Source organism: Vibrio splendidus (assembly GCF_024347615.1).
GTDB lineage: Bacteria > Pseudomonadota > Gammaproteobacteria > Enterobacterales > Vibrionaceae > Vibrio > Vibrio splendidus.
In genome coordinates, this window is the sequence record NZ_AP025508.1 from 2,995,969 (window position 1) to 3,018,449 (window position 22,481).

Annotated in this window: 20 protein-coding genes; 4 read left to right on the top strand and 16 right to left on the bottom strand. The window is 44.8% G+C overall.

The window, feature by feature from the left end; genetic code table 11:
* Positions 1-34 precede the first annotated feature (34 nt).
* Positions 35-499 (top strand): ribonuclease HI, encoded by a 465-nt coding sequence (gene rnhA, locus OCU90_RS13265; RefSeq protein ID WP_004734327.1) that lies wholly within the window; start codon positions 35-37, stop codon positions 497-499.
* Positions 500-617: 118 nt separating this feature from the next.
* Here rnhA and OCU90_RS13270 read toward each other — a convergent pair whose 3' ends face one another.
* Complete coding sequence (locus tag OCU90_RS13270) at positions 618-1,400, bottom strand: class I SAM-dependent methyltransferase (RefSeq protein ID WP_004734328.1); 783 nt, start codon at positions 1,398-1,400, stop codon at positions 618-620.
* A 53-nt stretch (positions 1,401-1,453) separates the two neighbouring features.
* Here OCU90_RS13270 and gloB point away from each other — a divergent pair, with 53 nt between their 5' ends.
* From gloB to OCU90_RS13285, 3 genes are all read left to right on the top strand, one after another.
* The gene (gene gloB / locus OCU90_RS13275; RefSeq protein ID WP_004734329.1) at positions 1,454-2,212 is read left to right on the top strand and encodes a hydroxyacylglutathione hydrolase; all 759 of its coding nucleotides are present in this window, start codon (positions 1,454-1,456) and stop codon (positions 2,210-2,212) included.
* 70 nt (positions 2,213-2,282) lie between these two features.
* Complete coding sequence (locus OCU90_RS13280) at positions 2,283-3,857, top strand: LysM peptidoglycan-binding domain-containing protein (protein ID WP_061022340.1); 1,575 nt, start codon at positions 2,283-2,285, stop codon at positions 3,855-3,857.
* The gene (locus OCU90_RS13285) at positions 3,854-4,540 is read left to right on the top strand and encodes a YIP1 family protein (RefSeq protein ID WP_004734331.1); all 687 of its coding nucleotides are present in this window, start codon (positions 3,854-3,856) and stop codon (positions 4,538-4,540) included. The genes OCU90_RS13280 and OCU90_RS13285 overlap by 4 nt, the downstream gene beginning before the upstream one ends.
* A 121-nt stretch (positions 4,541-4,661) precedes the next feature.
* Here OCU90_RS13285 and OCU90_RS13290 read toward each other — a convergent pair whose 3' ends face one another.
* The 15 genes from OCU90_RS13290 to ispC all read right to left on the bottom strand — a co-directional run bounded on the left by OCU90_RS13290 (position 4,662) and on the right by ispC (position 22,439).
* A complete protein-coding gene (locus OCU90_RS13290) occupies positions 4,662-5,504 on the bottom strand; it encodes an endonuclease/exonuclease/phosphatase family protein (RefSeq protein WP_029222104.1) in 843 nt (280 codons plus the stop codon).
* Positions 5,505-5,565: 61 nt separating this feature from the next.
* On the bottom strand, positions 5,566-5,904 hold the full coding sequence (gene glnB, locus OCU90_RS13295) for a nitrogen regulatory protein P-II (RefSeq protein WP_004738609.1): 339 nt from the start codon (positions 5,902-5,904) through the stop codon (positions 5,566-5,568).
* Between the two features lie 130 nt (positions 5,905-6,034).
* On the bottom strand, positions 6,035-6,346 hold the full coding sequence (locus OCU90_RS13300) for a c-type cytochrome (protein ID WP_029222103.1): 312 nt from the start codon (positions 6,344-6,346) through the stop codon (positions 6,035-6,037).
* A 58-nt stretch (positions 6,347-6,404) separates the two neighbouring features.
* A complete protein-coding gene (gene tilS, locus OCU90_RS13305) occupies positions 6,405-7,739 on the bottom strand; it encodes a tRNA lysidine(34) synthetase TilS (RefSeq protein ID WP_061022342.1) in 1,335 nt (444 codons plus the stop codon).
* 124 nt (positions 7,740-7,863) lie between these two features.
* Positions 7,864-8,823 carry an acetyl-CoA carboxylase carboxyl transferase subunit alpha gene (gene accA, locus OCU90_RS13310; RefSeq protein ID WP_004734336.1) on the bottom strand — a complete coding sequence of 320 codons (960 nt, stop codon included), beginning with the start codon at positions 8,821-8,823 and terminating at the stop codon, positions 7,864-7,866.
* A gap of 45 nt (positions 8,824-8,868) precedes the next feature.
* On the bottom strand, positions 8,869-12,348 hold the full coding sequence (dnaE, locus tag OCU90_RS13315; protein ID WP_061022344.1) for a DNA polymerase III subunit alpha: 3,480 nt from the start codon (positions 12,346-12,348) through the stop codon (positions 8,869-8,871).
* Positions 12,349-12,541: 193 nt separating this feature from the next.
* Positions 12,542-13,162, bottom strand: a complete 621-nt coding sequence (gene rnhB, locus OCU90_RS13320) for a ribonuclease HII (RefSeq protein WP_017084147.1) — start codon at positions 13,160-13,162, stop codon at positions 12,542-12,544.
* A gap of 33 nt (positions 13,163-13,195) precedes the next feature.
* A complete protein-coding gene (gene lpxB / locus OCU90_RS13325; RefSeq protein WP_004734339.1) occupies positions 13,196-14,392 on the bottom strand; it encodes a lipid-A-disaccharide synthase in 1,197 nt (398 codons plus the stop codon).
* Positions 14,393-14,521: 129 nt separating this feature from the next.
* On the bottom strand, positions 14,522-15,310 hold the full coding sequence (gene lpxA, locus OCU90_RS13330; protein ID WP_004734340.1) for an acyl-ACP--UDP-N-acetylglucosamine O-acyltransferase: 789 nt from the start codon (positions 15,308-15,310) through the stop codon (positions 14,522-14,524).
* A 1-nt stretch (position 15,311) separates the two neighbouring features.
* Positions 15,312-15,764, bottom strand: coding sequence for a 3-hydroxyacyl-ACP dehydratase FabZ (gene fabZ / locus OCU90_RS13335; RefSeq protein ID WP_004734341.1), 453 nt, complete (start codon positions 15,762-15,764; stop codon positions 15,312-15,314).
* A 93-nt stretch (positions 15,765-15,857) separates the two neighbouring features.
* On the bottom strand, positions 15,858-16,889 hold the full coding sequence (gene lpxD / locus OCU90_RS13340; RefSeq protein ID WP_061022347.1) for a UDP-3-O-(3-hydroxymyristoyl)glucosamine N-acyltransferase: 1,032 nt from the start codon (positions 16,887-16,889) through the stop codon (positions 15,858-15,860).
* A 4-nt stretch (positions 16,890-16,893) separates the two neighbouring features.
* Positions 16,894-17,394, bottom strand: coding sequence for an OmpH family outer membrane protein (locus OCU90_RS13345; protein ID WP_004734343.1), 501 nt, complete (start codon positions 17,392-17,394; stop codon positions 16,894-16,896).
* Positions 17,395-17,421: 27 nt separating this feature from the next.
* Entirely contained in the window at positions 17,422-19,827 is a 2,406-nt protein-coding gene (gene bamA, locus OCU90_RS13350) for an outer membrane protein assembly factor BamA (RefSeq protein ID WP_004734344.1), read from the bottom strand.
* A 48-nt stretch (positions 19,828-19,875) separates the two neighbouring features.
* Positions 19,876-21,234: a sigma E protease regulator RseP gene (rseP, locus tag OCU90_RS13355; protein WP_017084151.1), complete on the bottom strand. Its 1,359-nt coding sequence runs from the start codon at positions 21,232-21,234 to the stop codon at positions 19,876-19,878.
* Complete coding sequence (gene ispC / locus OCU90_RS13360; RefSeq protein ID WP_061022348.1) at positions 21,231-22,439, bottom strand: 1-deoxy-D-xylulose-5-phosphate reductoisomerase; 1,209 nt, start codon at positions 22,437-22,439, stop codon at positions 21,231-21,233. Before ispC ends, rseP begins: the two co-directional genes overlap by 4 nt.
* Positions 22,440-22,481: the final 42 nt, after the last annotated feature.

Consider the following 22,481-nt stretch of genomic DNA (forward strand, 5'->3'; position numbering starts at 1 on the left):
GCCGATAATGTGCTTGAGGTAATAGTATCAAATCATGACGAAACAAGTTGAAATTTTCACTGACGGTTCTTGTTTAGGCAACCCAGGTCCTGGTGGCTATGGCATCGTACTTCGCTATAAAAAAGTAGAAAAGACACTAGCCGAAGGCTTTACACTAACGACCAACAACCGTATGGAAATGCTCGCAGCTGTCATCGCTCTCCAAGCACTCAAGGAACCTTGCTCCGTGATTCTGACCACGGATAGCCAATACGTTCGCCAAGGCATCACACAGTGGATCCACAACTGGAAAAAGCGTGACTGGAAAACCGCCGACAAGAAACCGGTTAAAAACGCAGACCTGTGGCAAAGGCTCGATAAAGAAACGGCTCGTCATAGTGTTGATTGGCGCTGGGTTAAAGGACACGCTGGGCACCGAGAAAATGAAATGTGTGATGATTTAGCAAGAAACGCAGCGGAGAATCCGACTCAAGAAGATACGGGCTATCAACCAAGCTAACCGTCTTTTAAATGAGATGCAGATTTCAGAAACAGATTCATACTTTCCAAACCTGATTGATAGCTTCTTAAACTAGTTGATAATTGATTAACCTAATTAATAGATGAAAAGCCGACTACTAGTCGGCTTTTTCTGTTTTCAACGGATATGAAGCTTTAGCTGAATCCATGGTACGACGCGTATTGGTCCTAAAGCTTGCTCCAACCGGAGAGAAACGTCGCTTAAGGTGCCAATGTGGCTTGATAGGCTTAAGTGGGTAAGTTCGTTTACGAGCAACAATAAAGTATTGGCTGCCAGCAAAGGAAGCACAGCCGCCTAAACTATTCTCCAACCACGTCCACATCGCCTGATACTTACTCATCGGAAATAGTGCATAGGTATCGCAATGAATCACTTCGTAGTTCAATACACCTAACCAGTCTTTAATTCGGTTTGGCGTGTACATACGTCCACTCCAAGGCAAGCTGTTCTTTCGCCAAGGCAGTAAACTTGCAAGCCCGGTAATACTAAACGGATTGAAGCCAGTAATGATGATATAACCATCGTCCATCATGACTCGGTCGACTTCTCTCAATAATCGATGCGGGTCATTGCTATAATCTAACTGATGACTCAGCACCACAACATCAAAGCTTTTCTCCAAAAAGGGTAAATTATAGACATCCGCTATCACATTATGTAATGGGTTCTGGATATCTAGGTTTACTTGATGTTGAATGTTGCATGTGCAGCTAGAAATCTCACTACTGAGACCGCCAAGCTTGAGCATATGGTAACCAAATAGCTTTGGGCACCACTCATCGAGTCGAGTTTGAATAGATTCTCTCAACCAGTCCCCATTGTGCAATTGTGCCCAAGTGTAAGGACGCTCAAACTTCTTTCTGCTACGTGCTGGCTTCATCAATAACCTGTCTCACTTATTCTGTCTCACTAAAAGTGACTGGAGAATCAATAATGTTACATATCAAAAGCATACCTGCATTTAACGACAATTACATCTGGCTGATTCAAAATAGCGATCGTCGTTGTGCTGTCGTCGACCCTGGTGATGCGGCTCCAGTATTAGAGTACTTAGCACATCATGAGCTAACTTTAGATGCAATCTTGATTACACACCACCACCATGATCACATTGGTGGCGTTCCAGAACTAGTCAGACAGTTTCCAAGCATAGATGTTGTGGGTCCAAGGAATGAACCGATCCCGACCTTAACTCACCCCGTTGATGATGGTGACCAATTAGAATTGTTTGGTGAAGTCTTTTTAGTACTCGGGCTCAGTGGCCACACAGCTGGTCACATTGGTTATGTGGGCGATGCCAAACTATTTTGTGGCGATGTGCTATTTTCAGCAGGCTGCGGTCGAATCATGGAGGGCACGCCACAGCAAATGTTTGATGCACTGAACAAGATCACAGCATTGCCTCAAGAAACCGAGGTTTACTGTGCTCATGAATACACCGCCGCGAACATCGCTTTTGCATTAGCGGTTGAGCCTGACAACCAACATTTGCAGCAATATCGCGACCAAGTGAACCGACTGAGAGCTCAGAATAAGTCGACCATCCCCACAAATTTGAGACAAGAGAAGTTTGTGAACCCTTTCTTGCGCTATACCGAGCCAAGTGTAGTGAAATCAGTATCTAATCGTACTGAGCAAACCGATCCTTTATCGGTATTTACCGCTTTACGTGCGTGGAAGAACGAATTTTAACAAATACAGACTTGTCACTCATAGGGGGTGGCAAGTATTATCATCGGCCGTTAATTAAAAAGGCTGTAACATGCGAGTTAAGTACAGCTGGGCTTTGGTATTACTACTTTCTGGTTGCCAATTAACTCAGTCAGAGAATCCAGACCAAGCTTCCGAGCAAACCAACACATCTCCTACTAAAGAAGTTTCTCAAGCGAACGCTTCATCAGAAGCAACAGCCAAAGAAGATCAAAAAGTTAAAGCACCTGTCGTTACTCCACAAACACAAGAAGATGTTTGGAAACGCATTGCGATGCAACTTGAAATGGAAGTACCCGACCAAAAGAAGGTTGATTACTACCGAACTTGGTATTTAAAGCACCCTAGTCATCTAAAAACCGTCTCACAACGTGCTGAACCTTTCCTTTATCTGATCACAACTAAGATTGAAGAAAAAGGCTTACCACTAGAATTGGCACTATTACCCGTTGTAGAAAGTTCTTTCGATGCGTTTGCCTACTCTCATGGCAGCGCAGCAGGTCTATGGCAATTCATTTCTGGCACAGGCAAAGACTACGGGCTTGAACAGAACTTCTGGTACGACGGTCGTCGTGATGTCGCTGCCTCTACTGACGCCGCATTGGATTTCCTCTCAGACCTTAACCGACGTTTCGATGGCGATTGGAACCATGCCATTGCTGCCTATAATAGTGGTGGCGGTCGTGTAAACAGTGCTATCCGCAAGAACAAGAAGCTGGGTAAGCCAATCGACTTCTTCTCTTTGGACTTGCCAAAAGAGACCAGCAGCTACGTACCTAAACTGCTTGCGCTAGCTGATGTGATTGCCAACCAAGAAAAGTATGGCATCAATATCCCTGCGATTCCAAACAAGCCAGTACTAGCCCTGGTTAACCCAAACGAACAGCTTGATTTAGCGATTGCTGCAAGCTACGCAGGTATTCCTGTCAAAGAACTTCAAGGTTACAACCCGGCTTATAACCAGTGGGCGACAGCACCAGAGAAACACCAACAACTATTACTTCCTTTAGACTCAGTTGAGAAATTCAACAAAGAAGTCGCTGCCAATAAAGGCAAAGGCATGAAGTTGGTGCGTTACAAGGTTCAATCTGGTGACAGCATTAGCGTACTGGCAAGTAAATATAACACCACCAGCAAAGTGATCCGCTCTGCAAACGGTTTGAGCAACAACAATATTCGTATTGGCCAACACTTACTTATCCCAACATCCACCAAAGACGACAAGACATACGCACTAAGCGCTTCAAATCGCCTAGCAAGCACACAGTCGAAGAGTCGTGGTCAATATAAGCTTAGTCATACCGTAAAAAGTGGTGACAGCCTATGGACGATTGCACGCGAAAATAAGGTATCTCACCAATCACTGGCTAAGTGGAATGGTATGGGGCCACGTGACACGCTTCGAATTGGTCAAGAACTGGTCATTTGGAAGAATAGTTCCGACGGTGCCATCATCCGAACTGTCTTTTATAACGTAAGATCAGGTGACACAGTCAGCGGTATTGCATCAAAGTTCAAAGTAAAAAGCGCAGATGTTGTAAAATGGAACGCTTTGCAGAACAAGAAATACCTACAGCCAGGACAAAAACTGAAGCTGTATGTTGATGTAACTAAGGTAAGTGTATGAACCCGTCAAGTAACCCACTCGTCATGCTGTTGGATATATTCCGTTCACCAACAGCTTGTTTCTTAGCGCTTTATCAGCGAAGTGCTTGGGGGTGGCAACCCTACGTCGTATTAATGCTCAGCCCGTTTTTATTCTGGGGTGCTTATTTTTCGAATGTAGATTTTGCATGGTTAAGTGCAGAATTGTCACAACAACTGGCTCAAACAAACCCTGACCAATTGGCGTTACTTGACAGTAATACCCTACTCGCGAGTGAAATCATCAGCGATGTGTTTGGCCGAACATTAACCATCATTCTGTTGGCATTCTGGTTTAATCTAGCAACCAAACCAAGCCAGCATCAACATAGCTTTTGGCGATGGTTTGCAGCGGCATCGGTTGTGATATTCCCGGCTGTTTTAGGTGATGTAGCAAGCTACGCAAGCCTGATACTCAAGCATGGACAAGTGATGAGCTACGCTGCTGACTTGAACAGCTTAAACGGCTTAATCAAGTTACCACTGACCAATGATTGGTCGCAGTTTGCCAGCTCTTTACCACTGTTATTACCATGGTATATCGTGTTGGGTTATGCAGCCGTATTAACGTGGACTGAGTTTGAACGTGGGCAAGCGCTTGTGATTTCAGGCTTACCATGGGTTGGCTACTACCTAATCTGGGCGCTCTACATTTTAATATTTTAAGTTGAAGAGATAAGGCTAGCGAAAACTCTCTAGCCTATTAGCTCCGTTAGATTACCCAAGGTAACCACAGTGCGAATGGCAAATAGCTAAGCTCGTATGACTAATAGCCAATAGCTTATTACTATTTAGCCTTAAAGGTCACTCGCATAGGGTTATGATCAGAAGCGTCCGTAATGGGCGCTTTTGCTTTTTCTACCTCTAGCCCTCGATAGAACACATGGTCGAGCACCAATCCTGTCATAAACTGAGTTCGGTTATCCGGTTCAAAGGCAACCTCCGTCAAACCGACCTGTTCCAACGCGCCTTTCAATACCGCAAAGCGAGCCTCACTCCAGCTATTAAAATCCCCAGCAAAAATAACAGGCCCACGATACTTTTGCAGATTGTCAGTTAAGCTCTTGAGCTGAGCCTCGTAATCTTCCGTACCAAAGGTAAAGTTCACGGCATGGATATTAATCACAGCCAACTCTTCGCCATTGCTTAGTTGGTAACGCGACCAAAGCGCCGATTTAGGCAATTGAAGCCAAGGTTCTTCATGAGTATAAGCACAAGCTTCGATCGGTAAATGCGTCGCTAAGTTAAGTACGCCAGCACTTTGTTCAAAGGCCTCAAACGCATTCACACGAGTGCTTCCCCACTGGCCGCTTGTCACCCATTGGCGAAGCTCTACTGTCATACTCGCTTCTTGCAGCAAGACTAAATCGCTACCTGCCGACAGCTTATTTAACTCACTCTGCCAATTATTTCGGTTTTGCTTGTAGATATTCCACACCGTAATGTCTAGACCATCAGACACATCAATCGCTTTCGGTGCGGAGTTTTGGTAGCAACTGTAGATGTCGTTACTGGTACTTTGAGAGGAAGTGATCAGGTTGGGTTTATTCGGGATCACGAAGATAAAATGAAAACTAACGACAGCAAGCGTTATCAATAGCGTGATAACAATGATGGTTTTCTTAAACATACAGCACCCTACCAGAAATGAAAAAGGAGCGATAAACGCTCCTTTTAGGGTAATAGTTTTTTTATACGGCGTCTTCGTCTTCTTCGCCAGTACGAATACGTACCACACGTTCAACGTCTGTAATGAAGATCTTACCGTCGCCGATTTTACCGGTTTGAGCCGTTTCGATAATGGTATCAACACACTGGTCAGCCACTTCGTCGGTCACAACGATTTCCAATTTCACTTTAGGTAAAAAGTCGACCATGTACTCTGCGCCGCGATATAGCTCAGTATGACCTTTCTGGCGTCCAAAGCCTTTAACTTCAGATACTGTCATACCCGTAATACCCACTTCTGCAAGTGCTTCACGTACATCATCAAGTTTGAATGGCTTGATAATGGCTTCAATCTTTTTCATGTTCATCCCTTAAACTGTGCGAATAGCTCATTATCGGTTAGCTATAGTAAACATTCAATGAAAAAAGCCAGAGCTTTAAAGCTCTGGCTCGAAATTTATCATCTTGTTTAATCAGCGATTTGAGAAGGTTTTACTTAAGGCTTGCGTAGTAAGCGGCTAGATTCGCGATATCTTCATCACTCAGCATAGAAGCTTGAGCCTGCATCACAGCGGCCAAGCCACCATTACGCTGTTTTGTTTTGTAAGCGTTGATCGATGAAACGATGTACTGCTCGTTTTGTCCTTTCAGGTTTGGGTAACCTGGGATCATAGCGATACCATCGGCGCCATGACAAGCCGCACAGATTGCTGCTTTAGCTTGGCCCGCAGCAACATCACCCGCCAGAGCGTTACCACTCAATAGTCCAAGTCCGAGAACTAATCCTAGTGTAATTTTCTTCATTGCATATTCCATTAATTATTTTTATTAAAGTGACGGTGAATTGTGACACAAACTTTTTCTACTTGCTCCAAAGCGCTTCACAATCTTGACCTTCGTAGTTTTTATCTACGAATAAGCCTAAAACAGCGATCACTCGATCGCCATCCATTAATATCGGCGTTCTGCGTCTTAACCAACTGGGTACTTGGTATTCCTGAAACAGCTTCTTGAGTTTTCTACTATGCCCGCGCCCAACAGGGTGAGCCGAAAGTCCTTCAGGGTTAAAGATCACTCTGAGTGTTGCGTTTGTATCCGACAAACTAAAGCTTTGCACATCACGGTTGTTCGATGCGCCATCACTCAGTGCTGAATTTAAGCTTAGCTCCCCTAAGCCATAGGGTAGCGTCACACTCTCTCCCATTGAAAGATGGCTTTGCCAGTCGGATAAGTCTTTAGTCTCTCTCACCAAATAGAGCTGATGATTAAAGCGTCGAACTTCGGCATCATTCAACACCAGCTTAGGGTTGGCGTCCGCCTGAGCGCATGCGACTTCATCCCAAATAAGCTTGAGCTGCTTTTGACTCGGCATCGGTTGATTGCAATGACTCAACCACATTCTTAGCAGGCGTGCTCGTAACAAGTCTGAGTGTTGAGATAACGTCTCAATGCTTAAGTTTTGGCTATCTCCTAAAGCTTGCTGAAAGTGTGATTCAAGCAACTCATCCAACAGTAACTCTTGCTCTGCACATAGCTGAGCACTACGACTGACCGACTCTCGGAAACTAGGCCAACGCTCGGTCAGTGCCGGAGTGACTTGATGACGAATAAAATTGCGGTCAAAGCGAACGTCTTGATTACTCTCATCTTCGACCCAAGTTAAACCCATGTCGTGCGCCGACGCTTCAATGTCTGATCGGGTCACTGAAAGTAGCGGTCGAACGATAAACGCTTCGCCAAACGACATCACTTTCGCCATTGAAGAAAGCCCTTTAGGGCCACTTCCCCGCTTCAACGCTAACAAGAAAGTCTCAAGTTGATCATCGATGTGTTGACCTGTAATGAGAACATCACCAAAACTCAGGTGCTTCTGAAACGCATTATAACGAGCATCTCGAGCCAGCTTTTCTACGCTCTCACCACTATCGATATCCAGCGAGACTCGTTCTATAGCTAACGAAACCGACAAAGCATCACACCATGCTTGGCATTGCTCAGCCCAGTGATCAGCGTTCTTGCTTAAACCGTGGTGAACGTGCACCGCGCAGCACTCAATGTCATAAGTTTGTGCGTACTGTGCTGCTAACTCCAATAAGACTCGAGAATCAACACCGCCACTGAAAGCCACGATCAATCGACTAGGCTTGAGTGCGCTTTGATGAAGTACAGATGTGAAGGTTTCGATTAAGTGAGTCATGAGCGAGTGAACCATGAGAGTAGGTTTGAAGGGAGAATATTTTAATAATAAAAAAGGGTTGGCACTGAGTCCAACCCTTTCATCATCTTGTTACTTGAAGCTGCCTCATTTCAAGGCACGCTTATCAGCAGTAACCGTAGCTCATTAGGCGTTGGTAACGACGCTCAAGTAGTGCTTCGTTATCAAACTGCTCTAGCTCTTCTAGCTGTTTAACTAGCATGTCTTTCATGTTCTGAGCCGTTTGTACTGGATCGCGGTGCGCGCCACCTAGAGGCTCAGGAATGATTTCGTCGATAAGCTCAAGATCTTTCAGACGAGGAGCAACTAGGCCCATCGCTTCAGCAGCTTGTGGTGCTTTATCTGAATCACGCCACAAGATTGAAGCACAACCTTCTGGAGATATTACTGAGTACGTAGAGTACTGAAGCATGTTCACGTAGTCACCAACACCAATCGCCAGTGCACCACCTGAACCGCCTTCACCAACAACGTTACAGATAACTGGCACAGATAGGCCAGCCATAACTTTAAGGTTCTTTGCGATAGCTTCAGATTGACCACGTTCTTCAGCACCAACACCTGGGTATGCACCCGCGGTATCGATGAAAGTAATGATTGGCATGTTGAAACGCTCAGCCGTTTCCATTAGGCGAAGTGCCTTACGGTAACCTTCTGGCTTTGGCATACCAAAGTTACGAATCACTTTTTCTTTAGTCTCACGACCTTTCTGGTGACCAATAACCATAACAGGACGACCATTTAGACGAGCCATACCACCCACAATTGCTTTGTCGTCAGCGAAAGCGCGATCGCCCGCCATCTCTTCAAATTCTGTGAAGGCATGCTCCAGGTAATCTTTGGTGTACGGACGTTGCGGGTGACGAGCAAGTTGAGCTACTTGCCATGCACCTAGGTCACTAAAGATTTTCTGTTTAAGCTCTAAGCTTTTTTTCTCTAGTTGTTCAATTTCTTTGTCTAGATCTACCGCTGTGTCACCACCGTGACGTGAAACGTCACGTAGCGCTTCGATTTTTGCTTCAAGTTCAGCGATAGGCTTTTCAAATTCTAGAAAGTTCAGGCTCATCTATGAATCCTTGTTGATTCAGCTCCACAATCATGGAGCTAAATTTTAGTTAAATTCGAGTTCTACTTGGCTATTTCCAAGCAGCTGTTTTAATTCGTCTAGTAATGTATCACTTGGCGTCACACGCCATTCTGTGCCCAATGTTAACCGCGCTCTAGCGTCGGCACGCTGGTAGTATACATTGACTGGGACCGTTCCGGCTCTATAAGGTTCTAAGATTTGACTAAAGCGTTCAAAAAATTGACCATTAATTTGGGATTGGTCGATAGATATCGACACCCCACGAGCATATTTCTCACGGGCGCTTCCTAAGTCCATGACCTCACGCGCGGACATTTTAAGCCCACCATTGAAATCATCAAAGCTGACCTGTCCAGAAACGACCACTATTTTATCTTTTTCGAGCAATTCAGCGTAGCGATCGAGCGCATCCGAGAACAACATCACTTCCATTCGCCCCGATCGGTCGTCGAGGGTCATCAAACCAATTCGAGTTCCGCGCTTCGTGGTCATTACCCTAGCAGCAATGACCAAACCTGCAATCGTTAAAGACTGATCACGACGCGTCGGCGTCGCATCTTTCAAGCGACAGCTGGTGTATTTCGCGAGTTCTTTAATGTAAGCGTTAACTGGGTGACCCGTTAAATACAAACCTAACGTCTCACGCTCACCTTCAAGCCAAACCTTTTCAGGCCACTTCGGTACTTGGGTATACTTGTGTTCCACCTCTTCCGGAGCGTCAGTCAACACGCCAAACATATCCGATTGACCAAAAGACTCAGCGTGGTGATGTTGGCTTGCCGCCTTAACCGCATCTTTCAATGAGGCCATCATCGCTGCTCGGTGAGGACCTAATCTATCTAAGGCGCCCGACAGAATCAACTTTTCGATAACACGCTTGTTCACTTTTTTCAGATCAAGTCGTGCACAGAAGTCGAACAAGTCTTTAAAGTAACCGCCTTTGTTACGCGCTTCAATAATGGCTTCAATTGGGCCTTCACCCACCCCTTTAATCGCACCGATGCCATAAACAATCGCACCATCTTCATCCACATTAAAACGGTATAAACCGGAATTAATATCGGGTGGAAGAAGCTTGAGCTTCATACGGAAACATTCATCAACAAGGCCAATAACCTTCTCGGTGTTATCCATATCCGCGGTCATTACTGCCGCCATGAATTCTGCAGGGTAATGCGTTTTAAGCCATAGCGTTTGATAAGAAACCAGTGCGTATGCAGCCGAGTGAGATTTGTTAAAGCCGTAGCCCGCAAACTTCTCTACCAAGTCAAAGATCTTCATGGACAGTTCGCCATCAACACCATTGGCTTCAGCACCTTCTTTGAAGGTACCGCGCTGTTTTGCCATCTCTTCAGGCTTTTTCTTACCCATCGCACGACGCAACATATCGGCTCCACCAAGCGTATAACCCGCAAGGATCTGAGCGATTTGCATTACTTGTTCTTGATACAGGATGATGCCGTAAGTCGGTTCTAGTGTCTCTTTTAACGACTCGTGTTGCCACGTTTCATCAGGGTAAGATACAGCCTCTCGTCCGTGTTTACGGTCGATAAAGTTATCTACCATGCCTGATTGCAGAGGGCCCGGACGGAACAAGGCCACCAATGCGATGATATCTTCAAAAGAGTCGGGTTGTAGACGCTTGATCAGATCTTTCATACCGCGTGATTCCAGTTGGAATACCGCCGTCGTTTCAGAATTTTGTAATAGGTTAAATGACGCTTGGTCATCTAGAGGAATCGATTCAATACGAACCGGCTCTTTACCCTCTTTCTTCAAGCGTGGGTTTACGAGGCCTAACGCCCAATCGATGATGGTCAGGGTACGTAGACCCAAGAAGTCGAATTTAACCAAACCGGCGGTTTCAACGTCATTCTTATCGAATTGCGTTACTGGGAAGTTGCCTTCTGCATCGGCATAGATGGGTGCAAAGTCAGTGATCGTGGTGGGTGAGATAACAACACCACCCGCGTGCTTACCGGCATTTCGCGTACAACCCTCAAGAATTCGACACTTATCAATCAGTTCGCGTACTTCTTCATCACCGTCGTAGAGTTCTGGCAATGCTGGCTCAGCAAGGAAGGCCTTCTCTAGCGTCATGCCCGGATCTGGCGGAACCAGCTTAGAAATACGGTCAACGAAACCAAACGGGTGGCCCAATACACGGCCAACGTCACGAATTACCGCTTTTGCCGCCATAGTACCAAAGGTGATGATCTGAGAAACGGCATCACGACCGTACATCTCGGCTACGTGATCAATAACTTGGTCGCGTTTATCCATGCAGAAGTCGATATCGAAATCGGGCATAGATACACGTTCTGGGTTCAAGAAACGTTCGAACAGCAAGTCATATTCAAGTGGATCAAGATCGGTGATATCCAATGCGTAAGCCACCAAAGAACCGGCACCAGAACCACGACCCGGACCTACTGGTACGTCGTTATCTTTTGACCACTGGATGAACTCCATTACGATCAAGAAGTAACCCGGGAACCCCATATTGTTGACAACTTCAAGTTCAATCTTAAGTCGCTCATCGTATTCAGGTCTGCGTTCAGCTCGAATTTTCTCATCAGGGAATAGAAACGCTAAACGACGCTCAAGGCCTTCTTCTGATTTTTTAATCAAGAAGTCTTCAATCGCCAAACCTTCCGTTGGGAAGTTAGGTAAGAAGTATTCGCCCAGTCGAACTGTTACGTTACAACGCTTAGCAATTTCGACACTGTTTTCCAGTGCTTCAGGGATGTCTGAGAACAACTCACACATCTCTTCTTCACTACGCAAGTATTGTTGTGAGCTATAGTTTTTCGGTCGACGTGGATCAACCATTGTAAAACCGTCGTGAATCGCCACACGGATTTCATGGGCATCAAACAAGTCTTCAGAAATGAAAACCACTTCGTTGGTCGCGACAACAGGCAGGTCTTCTTGTTCAGCAAGCTCTAGCGCAAAGTGCAGATAAGACTCTTCATCCGGGCGCCCAGTACGAATGAGCTCCAGATAAAAACGGTCTGCGAAATGTGTTTTGTAAAACTCAACGCTGCTTGCAACCAACTCTCGATTGCCTTTCAGCAACGCCTTACCAATCTCACCCTCTTTTGCTCCCGATAGAAGAATCAGGCCTTCGGCATGTTCAATCAGCCACTCTTTATCAATAACAGGCTGATGTTGAACATGACCACGAAGGTAAGCTTTTGAAATCAATAATGTTAGGTTGTTATAACCTTTATTATTCGTTGCAATAACAGTGAGTTTGGTCAATTCATCGCCAAAATCTGGAGACTGCATCAAGAAGTCAGCACCAATAATTGGCTTAACCCCACACCCATGGGCAGTACCGTAAAATTTCACCAAGCCACATAGGTTAGTAAAGTCGGTCAATGCTAGAGCGGGCATACCCATTTCAGCGACTTTCTTAACTAATGGTGGCACCTTAGATAGGCCATCCACCATCGAAAAATCACTGTGTACGCGTAGGTGAACAAATTTTGGATCTGACATTATTTTTCCTGAGTTCTAGGTTTAGGCCTAGGATTACAACTGTGTGTATTCTATTTTTTTCTACCGCAAATAAGCAACTTTATTCGATGCCTTGCTCCGGTCAACATGAGTCTAAGCAATATAAAGCTCTAATCATTATAAAGCTCCAACCAATACTAAGCCCTAATCAATATACAGCCTTAGCCGACGAGCTTTAATCAAGACCTAAAATGCGCTTTACTGGCTTAAAGCTTTTGCGGTAATGCTCGGTTACACCGTGTTTTTCAATCGCTTCGAAATGCGCTTTAGTCGGATAACCTTTATGTTTAGCAAAACCAAACTCTGGATGAAGTTTATCAAGTTCTTCCATCTCTTGGTCACGAACGACTTTAGCGATGATAGATGCCGCACTGATTTCAGCAACTCGCAAGTCCCCTTTTACAATAGCAAGACCATCCATCGGCAGTTCAGGAACGCGGTTTCCATCGATTAGTGCCATATCAGGTTGAACGCTTAGCCCTGCGATCGCTCGCTGCATAGCAACCATGGTCGCTTGCAGAATATTCCACTCATCAATTTCTTGCGGGGAACAACGGCCAACCGACCAAGCCAAGGCTTTCTCTTTGATTTCAGGAAACAGAGCCAGACGCTTCTTCTCAGACAGTTTCTTTGAGTCGTTCAAACCTTCGATTGGATTATTAGGATCGAGGATAACCGCAGCTGTAACAACATCGCCAACTAACGGCCCGCGCCCTACCTCATCAACACCAGCAAATAACTGGTAGCCTTGAGGATACTCAAAAGGAGGAAGCTCTTTTTTCTCTTTTACTGCCATAATTCTTCTCTTAGTGTTCTGTAAACAAGCACTTTATGACTCAACACATGGTCGATCTATCAATTTCAATACCGCATTAGCGGCTTGTTTATCCGCGTCTTTACGAATCCAATGATGCATCTCGGTAAAGCGTTCAATTAATGCGCTGTTATCAGCGGATAGCATCTTATCGACAGACGGAAACAAGAAATCTGGGTGACACTCTTCGAGAATATGCTCTTTCACAATCTCTTCGCCAGCCAAAATGTTCGGCAACGATACGAACTCAGTAATCGATAATTTCTTAACAATATAACCCGTCAGTTTATTTACTTTGTAGCCAACGACCATTGGGCGTTTCAGCAACATGCATTCGAGAGCAACAGTACCCGAAGCTAACAGAACAGAATCAGCAGCGGTAATTACGTTGGTGGCGGTATCTTCTACCAATGTAAATTCAAGTTCAGGTGCCGTCGATTGCCAAATTTCAGTGAACTGCTTTTTACGTTGCTCATTAACGAGCGCAACAACAAAGTTGATATCAGGGTATTTTTGCTTAATACGCTGGCAAGTCTCAATAAAGGGTTGAGCAATCAAACTCATCTCACCACCGCGACTACCCGGTAATACGGCTAACCAAGGCTTATCTTGATCTAAACCTAAAAGCTCGCGAGCTTCTTTTTTATTCGGTTCGAGTGGAATGGTGTCTGCCAATGTATGGCCAACAAATTCACAAGCAACATTATATTTATCGTAGAATGCCTTTTCGAACGGCAAGAAAGCCAGTACCAAGTCGGTTGCTTTGTCGATTTTAAAGATACGCTTTGGACGCCATGCCCATACTGAAGGGCTGACATAATGAACGGTCTTAATACCCGCGTTCTTAAGATCCAATTCAAGTCTTAGGTTGAAATCTGGCGCATCGATACCAACGAAGACATCTGGCGGGTTTTGAGTGAAATACTTAACCAGTTCCGCTTTCACTTTTAACAAACGAGGTAAACGACCAAGCACTTCTACAAGCCCCATCACGGCAAGCTCTTCCATTTCGAAAAGAGACTCACAACCAAGCGCTTTCATTTTTGGTCCACCAATACCCACGAATTCAGCATTCGGATATTGTGATTTGACCGCTTTAATAAAACCCTCGCCAAGCGTGTCACCCGAGAGTTCTCCGACGACGATACCTACGCGTAGAGGTTCATTCGAAACAAAGTCCGAGCTATTGGTTGCTGCTTCTTGCTGTGCCATAGTTTTCCAATTCCCTTGTTGCCTAAAACAAAAAAGACCGCCCAATGAGTAGCGATCTTTTTGTTATACCAATCTGATTAAGTCATTATTGTCGTACTTGCGCTGATTGGTAAACAATCATATCAAGTATTAACGAATAATACCGCGCTCAGAGTTCTCTAGCATTTCTAGCATAGGAGTAACCGAAGTAAACTCTTTCGCCATTTCAACTAAAGCCGCTTTCGCTTCTTCAAGTGTTTTACCTGAACGGTATAACTCTTTGTACGCTTTCTGTAGTGCACGAATTTCTGGTTTCTCAAATCCGTTACGCTTCAGGCCCACTAGGTTAAGACCAAATGGAGCCGCATGGTTACCCTGTGCAAGCACGTACGGCAGTACATCTTGAACAACAGCAGAACAGCCGCCAATGTAGGCGTAAGCACCTATTGAACAGAACGGGTGAATCGCAGATAGCGCCATTACACCAGCGTAGTCACCCACTGTTACGTGACCGCCAAGAATAGCGTTGTTACCAATGTGAGTGTGGTTACCAACAATAACATCGTGTGCTACGTGAGCATTAACACAAAGTAAGTTGTCATCACCGATCACAGTGGTTGCTTTGTCTTGAGTTGTACCACGGTGGATTTGAACCGCCTCACGAATCACGTTGCGATCACCGATCACAACTGTTGTCTCTTCGCCACCGTACTTCTTATCTTGGTTCTCTTCACCGATAACAGCGTGTGGGAAGATACGGTTTTCTTTACCAATGGTTGTGTGACCTTTGATCACCACATGCGACATCACTTCAGTGTCGTCACCAATTGTCACGTTACCAGCAATGTAAGTGAAAGGCCCAACCGTCACGTTAGCACCGATAGTTACATCACCTTCGATTACTGCTGCCGGGTGAATTTTCGCTGTTTCATGAATCATATTAAAACTCTCTACGAGCACATTTAAGTTCAGCTGAACATACAACTACGCCGTCAACTTTAGCAACGCCGTTAAACGATGCAATACCACGACGTTCTTTTAAGAATTCAACTTCGATAATCAGTTGGTCACCTGGCACTACTGGCTTGCGGAATTTAGCTTTATCTACACTTGCAAAGTAGTAAAGCTCGTTACCAGAAGGGGCACCAAATGATTTAAATGCTAGAAGACCAGTTGCTTGCGCCATTGCTTCTAAGATCAACACGCCTGGGAATACAGGAAGTTGAGGGAAGTGGCCTGTGAACTGAGGTTCGTTAACAGAGACATTCTTAATCGCAGTCAGTGTTTTTTCTTTTTCAAAGCTAGTCACACGATCAACCATTAAGAATGGGTAGCGATGAGGTAATAGTTCCTGAATTTCAGTAATGTTCATCGTTGTCTGTTCAGTAGTCAAAGTCGTATTCCTATGTATATTCTTTATTTAATTAGAAGGATTATAAACGAAAAAGACTCGCTGTACGCGAGCCTTTTATTAGAAATGCTGGAATTATGATTCCGCGCTCTTCTCGATAAGTTTTTCAACGGTTTTCAAACGCTTGTTCATTTCATCAATACGATGTACACGCGTTGCTGTTTTACGCCAATCTTTGTTTGGCTGTAAAGGAATACCCGAAGAGTACATGCCTTTCTCAGTGATACTGCGCATTACCATCCCCATACCGGTGATTGTAACGCCGCCAACGATTTCAATATGACCATTAATCACACAACCGCCACCAATAATACAGTACTTACCTATCGTCGTGCTGCCTGCGATAATAGTACCACCGGCAATAGCAGAACCATATCCGATGTGAACATTGTGAGCAATTTGAAGCTGGTTATCTAAGATAACGTTATCTTCAATGATTGTGTCATCTAATGCGCCACGGTCGATGGTTGTACACGCGCCAATTTCTACACGGTTACCAATGCGAACTGAACCGACTTGTGGAATCTTAACCCACTCACCTTTCTCGTTCGCATAACCAAAGCCATCAGAGCCAATGACAGTGCTTGATTGAATCAAACACGCGTCACCAATCACGACTTCATGGTAAACACTTACATTAGCCCATAGCTTAGTGCCTGTGCCAATATTTGCATTTTTACCAATAAAACAACCCGCTCCGATGATCACATCATCACCAAGTACCACACCAGACTCAATCACAGCGTTCGCACCGATAGACACATTTTGTCCAATGGTTGCATCGCTTGAAATTGAAGCAGAATCAGCGATAGCCGCTGCGGGTGAAGGAGTAGTATCAAGCGCTTGAGCAACTTTAGCAAAAGCAACGTAAGGGTCGCTGACCACAATCACGTTGGTCTTACACAGTTCGCGCTCACTCTCTTTAACCATAATAGCGGATGCTTTACAGTCACCAAGGTGCTTGCTGTACTTCACGTTCGAAAGGAACGTAATGTTTCCTTCTTGCGCTTTATCCATAGGAGCAACTGCTGAAACGGTAACCGTACCGTCTCCGTGTAGCTCTCCCCCGGTAATCGTTGCCAATTCGGCTAAAGTCAGGTTCTTCATAAACTTATTTCAGTGATTTAATTACTTGCTCAGAGATGTTGTATTCCGGCTTGCCGTACTGCAGAGCTTGAATATCAACAATCATGTCGTAGCCTTCTTTCTCTGCAACTTTAGTTACAGCATCTTGAATCACTTTGAATAGCTTCTGCTTCTCTTGTGCTTCACGACGTTGGCTTGCTTTTTCTAGTGCTTGAGCTTTGATTTTGTACTTACTGTCTAGTTGACCGACTTCGATACGAAGCTTCTCAACTTCGTCAGGACCTAGTAGTTCACCATCACGCTTAAGCTTTTCAATCTTAGTTTTTGCTTCTGCTTGAATGCTCTGCAGCTCAGCAGCTTTATCTTTGAACTCTTCCTGCATTTTTTGAAGAACAACTTCGCGCTGAGGTAGAGCCTGGAATACTTGTGCAGTGTTTACATAACCCACTTTTTGCGCAGCTTCAGCAGCTGTTGCAAAGAAAGAAGAGCTAAGAACTACAAGGCCTAAACCTGCTGCTTTAATCATATTTTTCAAAATATTGTCCTTTAAATATTAGAAAGTTCTACCAATGGTAAATGTGAAGAATTCCTCATCATCACCTTCGTAAATTTTAACGGGTTTCGCTAGAGAGAAAACCAATGGGCCCATCGGCGACATCCATTGAAGGGCTGCACCATAAGATGAACGGTAATTTGTTGGATCAGAGTAATCGTAGTAATACTGGCTGCCACTGTTAGGTGCACCACGGTCTACGAACTCGGTATCCCATACACTTGCCATGTCAAAGAAGACACTGGTTCGAATCTGGCTACGTGCTTCATCAGAAGCAAACGGCGTAGGTACAATTAACTCTAAACTTGCCAAGGCAACCGCATTACCACCAACCGAATCATCGGTTGCTGAGCTGTACGTTGGGTTGTTACCCGTACTGCTCCCGTAAACGGCTTTTGGACCCGCTGAATTAGAGCCAAAGCCACGCAACGTTGTAAAGCCACCCGCGTAGTAGTTCTCGTAGAATGGGAACAAGTTATCATTACCATCCGTTTGACCGTAACCATTACCATAGCCTAATCGGCCACGCATCAAAAGTGTGAACTCATGCTTTTTGGTCAGCGGGATGTAATGTTTTACATCGTACTGAGCTTTGAAGTACTTAGCGTCAGAGCCTGGTACAGTCATTTTAGCGAAAGCACGTTGGTGGTTACCCTCGGTTGGGAAGAAACCACGGTTAAGGTTGTTACGAGTCCAAGAGATATTGATATCGAAGTCATCAGTTAAGATGTTTTCGTCACCATATTGGTCAATACTTCTCGCGAACTGTTCCACTTGGATATAAGTCGGAACGTTACCGATCTTGTTGTGCGTATAGCCAACACCAAATTCGATACGGTTCAGCTCATCCATAGGGAAGCCCCATGTCAGGCTGGTACCGTAACTTTGGTTGGTATAGTCGACAATGCCCGCTTCAGAGGCTTCGAATTCGTTGTAGAAGATCTTACCGCCTAAACTCACACCATCAAGGTTCCAGTATGGGTCACGGTAGTCTAAGCTCACGTTCTTTTGGTAATCGTTCATCATGGCACTTACGCCAACACGGTTACCTGAACCCGCAAAGTTATCTTGTTGCAAACCAACTTGGAAGCTGACACCTGATTCGGTACCGTAACCAACACCAAAGTTGATACTGCCTGAGTTCGCTTCCTTAACGTTGTAAACCAAGTCAACTTGGTCTTCACTGCCAGGAACACGCACTGTTTGTACATCAACCGTTTCAAAGAAACCTAAACGGTTAAGGCGGCTCTTACCGGTGTCAATTGACTTAGAGTTAAGCCAGCTGCCTTCCATTTGACGCATTTCACGGCGTAGTACTTCATCTTTGGTCGAGTTATTACCCGTAAATCGAATATCACGAACGTAGATACGGCTGCCCGCTTCTACATTAATAACCAATGACACTTCTTTCGTCTCATCGTCAAATTCAGGAATAGTACGTACTTGTGGGTACGCATAACCAGACTCACCAAGAATACGCTTTACGCCCTCTTCTAGTGATGTCACAGAAGAGCCGTTGTACGTATCGCCGTCTTCAAATGGTACTAATGCCTCAAAATCAGCCTCACGGCCAATCAGCTCACCGCGAAACGCGACATCTTTAACGGTGTAGGCTTCGCCTTCATCAATACCAAGCGTGATGTAAACGCCTTTCTTATCTGGAGAGATCGCTACTTGTGTAGAATCCACCTTAAATTTAAGGTAACCACGGTCAAGGTAGTACGATTTCAACGCTTCGATATCACCCGCTAATACTTGCTTCTGGTATTTTTCATCCGCAAGGAAATTCCACCATGCAACATCAACATTCAGGTTGAAACGGCTCAGTAGCTCAGCATCAGAAAAGACTTCATTACCAATAAAGTTGATTTGCTGAATCTTAGCGGATACGCCTTCAGTAAATACAAACTTAAGGTCAGAACGGTTACGTGGCAAAGGTGTCACAACCGCTTTTACTGTCGCGTTGTACTTACCAACACTGTAGTAAAAATCTTCAAGGCCTTTCTCGATGTTACTCAGCGTTGTGCGGTCAAGGGCTTCACCTTCACGAACACCAGATGCATCTAGGTTCTGCTGAAGTTGCTCTTCTTTGATCGCTTTGTTCCCTGAAAATGAAATGCTTGCGATGGTCGGTCGTTCTTTTACTTGAACAACTAAAACACCTTCATCGCGAAGGACCTTAACATCCTCAAAGTTACCTGAAGCATACAGTGCACGAATGATCTCAGATACATCGCCTTCATCTACTTCATCGCCAATACGCACTGGCATTTTCAGTAGAGCTGCACCAAGTGCAACACGCTGTAAACCTTCGATCTTGATATCTTGAACTACAAAGTTTTGTGCTCCGTTCGCAGCCACACTAGTGGCCAATAGACTTGCGAACAGAATTTGCTTAATCGCCATACTTATTCTAATTATTCCTTGCTACTACCAATGCCTGTGAGAAACCATTCACAGACGAGTAAAATCATTAAATATTGCCAGAGCCATCAAAGAGAAGAGGATTGCACCTCCCACTCTGTATCCCATTTCCTGAATTTTTTCAGGGACAGGTTTACGAGTAATGGCCTCAATAGCGAAAAAGAGCAAATGTCCGCCATCAAGCATAGGCAGCGGAACCAAATTAATAATACCCAAATTGACACTAATCAGAGCCAAAAAGCCTAAGAAGTAAACCAAACCGTAATCGGCGGTTGTACCTGCGCCTTTAGCAATTGAAATCGGGCCACTCAAGTTGTTTAAGCCGACATCGCCAACGATGAGCTTCTTGAGCATTGTCAGCGTCAAACTAATGATTTGACCTGTTTTATCAAATGCTTTTCCTACAGACTCAATTACACCAAATTGTAACTCAAAGCGATAATCTTCTGGCCATTCTGCGACTTCTGGAGCAATACCCGCATAGCCGATTATTGAACCATCAGAAAGCTCTCGACTTTTTGGCGTCATAGACAACGACTGTTCAAAACCATTACGCAGTACAATAAGGTTCATTGATTTCATCGGGTTCGAACGAATCAACTCAACAACCGACTGCCACTGTTCAATTGGCTGCCCATTAATTTCAACAATTTTGTCACCAGCTTCTAGCCCCGCAGAGTATGCAGCGCCATCATCAATAACTTGAGCAAGCACTGTTGATATCTCTGGAGAGTACGGTCTAAAACCAAGCGTTGTCATTGCAGACTCAGTTTCTGGGTTGAACGACCAGTCTGAAATATCCAATGTCACCTGTTGCTCAAAGCCGATATCGTCTTGAGAAGAGACCGTTACTGTCATGGATTGGTCACCAATATGTGATATCAAACCCATATTGACTGATTCCCAATCTGCGGTTTTGATTCCTGAAATAGATTTAAGTTCCATTCCTGTTTCAATTCCGGCTTGTGCAACAATAGATTGCGGGGTGACCTCACCGATCACCGGTTTAACCGCAGGCACGCCAATCAAAAATACCAGCCAATACGCAAACACCGCAAAGATAAAGTTAAATGCTGGGCCTGCACCGACTATCGCCGTGCGTTTCCACAATGGCTTCTTGTCAAAAGCGTATTGCTGCTCTTCTTCAGAAAGGTCGTCAACACGCCCATCGAGCATCTTAACGTAGCCGCCCAGCGGAATCACTGACAAGCTATATTCAGTACCATCACGGCCGATCTTGCTCCAGATTGATTTACCAAAACCAATCGAGAATTTTTCTACTTTCACACCACAACGACGAGCAACCCAGAAGTGTCCAAACTCATGAACAGCAACCAGAATACCAAGCGCTACAATAAAAGATGCGAAGTTCCACAGAATTCCACTCATGCTAGCTGCTCTTTAATAAATTGAATGGCTATTTGACGAGACATATTATCTAGCTCAAGAAGGCTTTCCAAGCTATCTAAGCCCTCAGAGCTATATTGTTCACATACTTTGCTCATAACATGCTCATTAATGACAGCAATATCGGTAAACTTAACCCGATTGTTCAAAAAGGCATCGACTGCAATTTCATTGGCAGCATTAATTGCTGTTGTTGCATGCTGCCCTAGGTAGCACGCTTCAATTGCTAATCTTAAACATGGGTAACGGCTAAAATCGGGTTCTAGAAAAGTAAGCTCGCCCACTTTGGTGAAATCCAGAGGCTTAACACCAGCTTCTGTACGCTCAGGATAAGACATCGTCAAAGCGATTGGCGTCGCCATATCGGGTTCGCCCATTTGAGCAAGCACCGAGCCATCCTTGTACTGGACCATAGAATGAATCACAGACTGAGGATGAATAATGACTTTTAACTGTTCTTGAGAAGCATTAAATAGCCACTTAGCTTCAATATACTCAAGACCTTTATTCATCATGGTCGCAGAGTCAACAGAGATCTTAGGGCCCATAGACCAGTTAGGGTGTGCAATAGCGCGAGCCGGTGTTACCGAATCTAACTCAGCAACATCCGTATAGCGGAAAGGACCGCCAGAACCCGTCAAGAGAATATGGTTGATACCGTTCTCTTCCAGATTACAACGGCCTAGATGGGTTTGTACGTTTTGAGGCAAGCATTGGAAAATAGCATTATGCTCACTGTCTACAGGAAGTAGTTCAGCACCGTACTTTTCCACGGCGTCTATAAACAACTGCCCTGACATCACTAAAGCTTCTTTATTAGCAAGTAAAATACGCTTACCAGCCTTAACCGCAGCCATCGTAGGAAGCAAGCCTGCTGCTCCCACAATCGCAGCCATTACCGTGTCCACTTCCTCTAGAGAAGCAACCTGACACATGCCTTCTGGGCCTGAAAGTACTGTAACGTTAGGGTAATTAGCGTACAGTATTTCAGTCAGCTGAGATGCTGCATCAGGGCAAGCCATAGCAATATAGCTTGGTTGCCACTTTTCAACTAACGCCAACATCTTTTCGACATTCGACCCGGCAGCCAGTGCCACGACCGAATAGAGATCTGGGTTTTGTTCAACGACTTTTAGTGTACTTGCACCAATTGAGCCGGTAGCGCCAAGGATAGTTAGATTTCGCATCACATATGACCGTAGAAATGAAATAAAGGGCAGAATCACTGC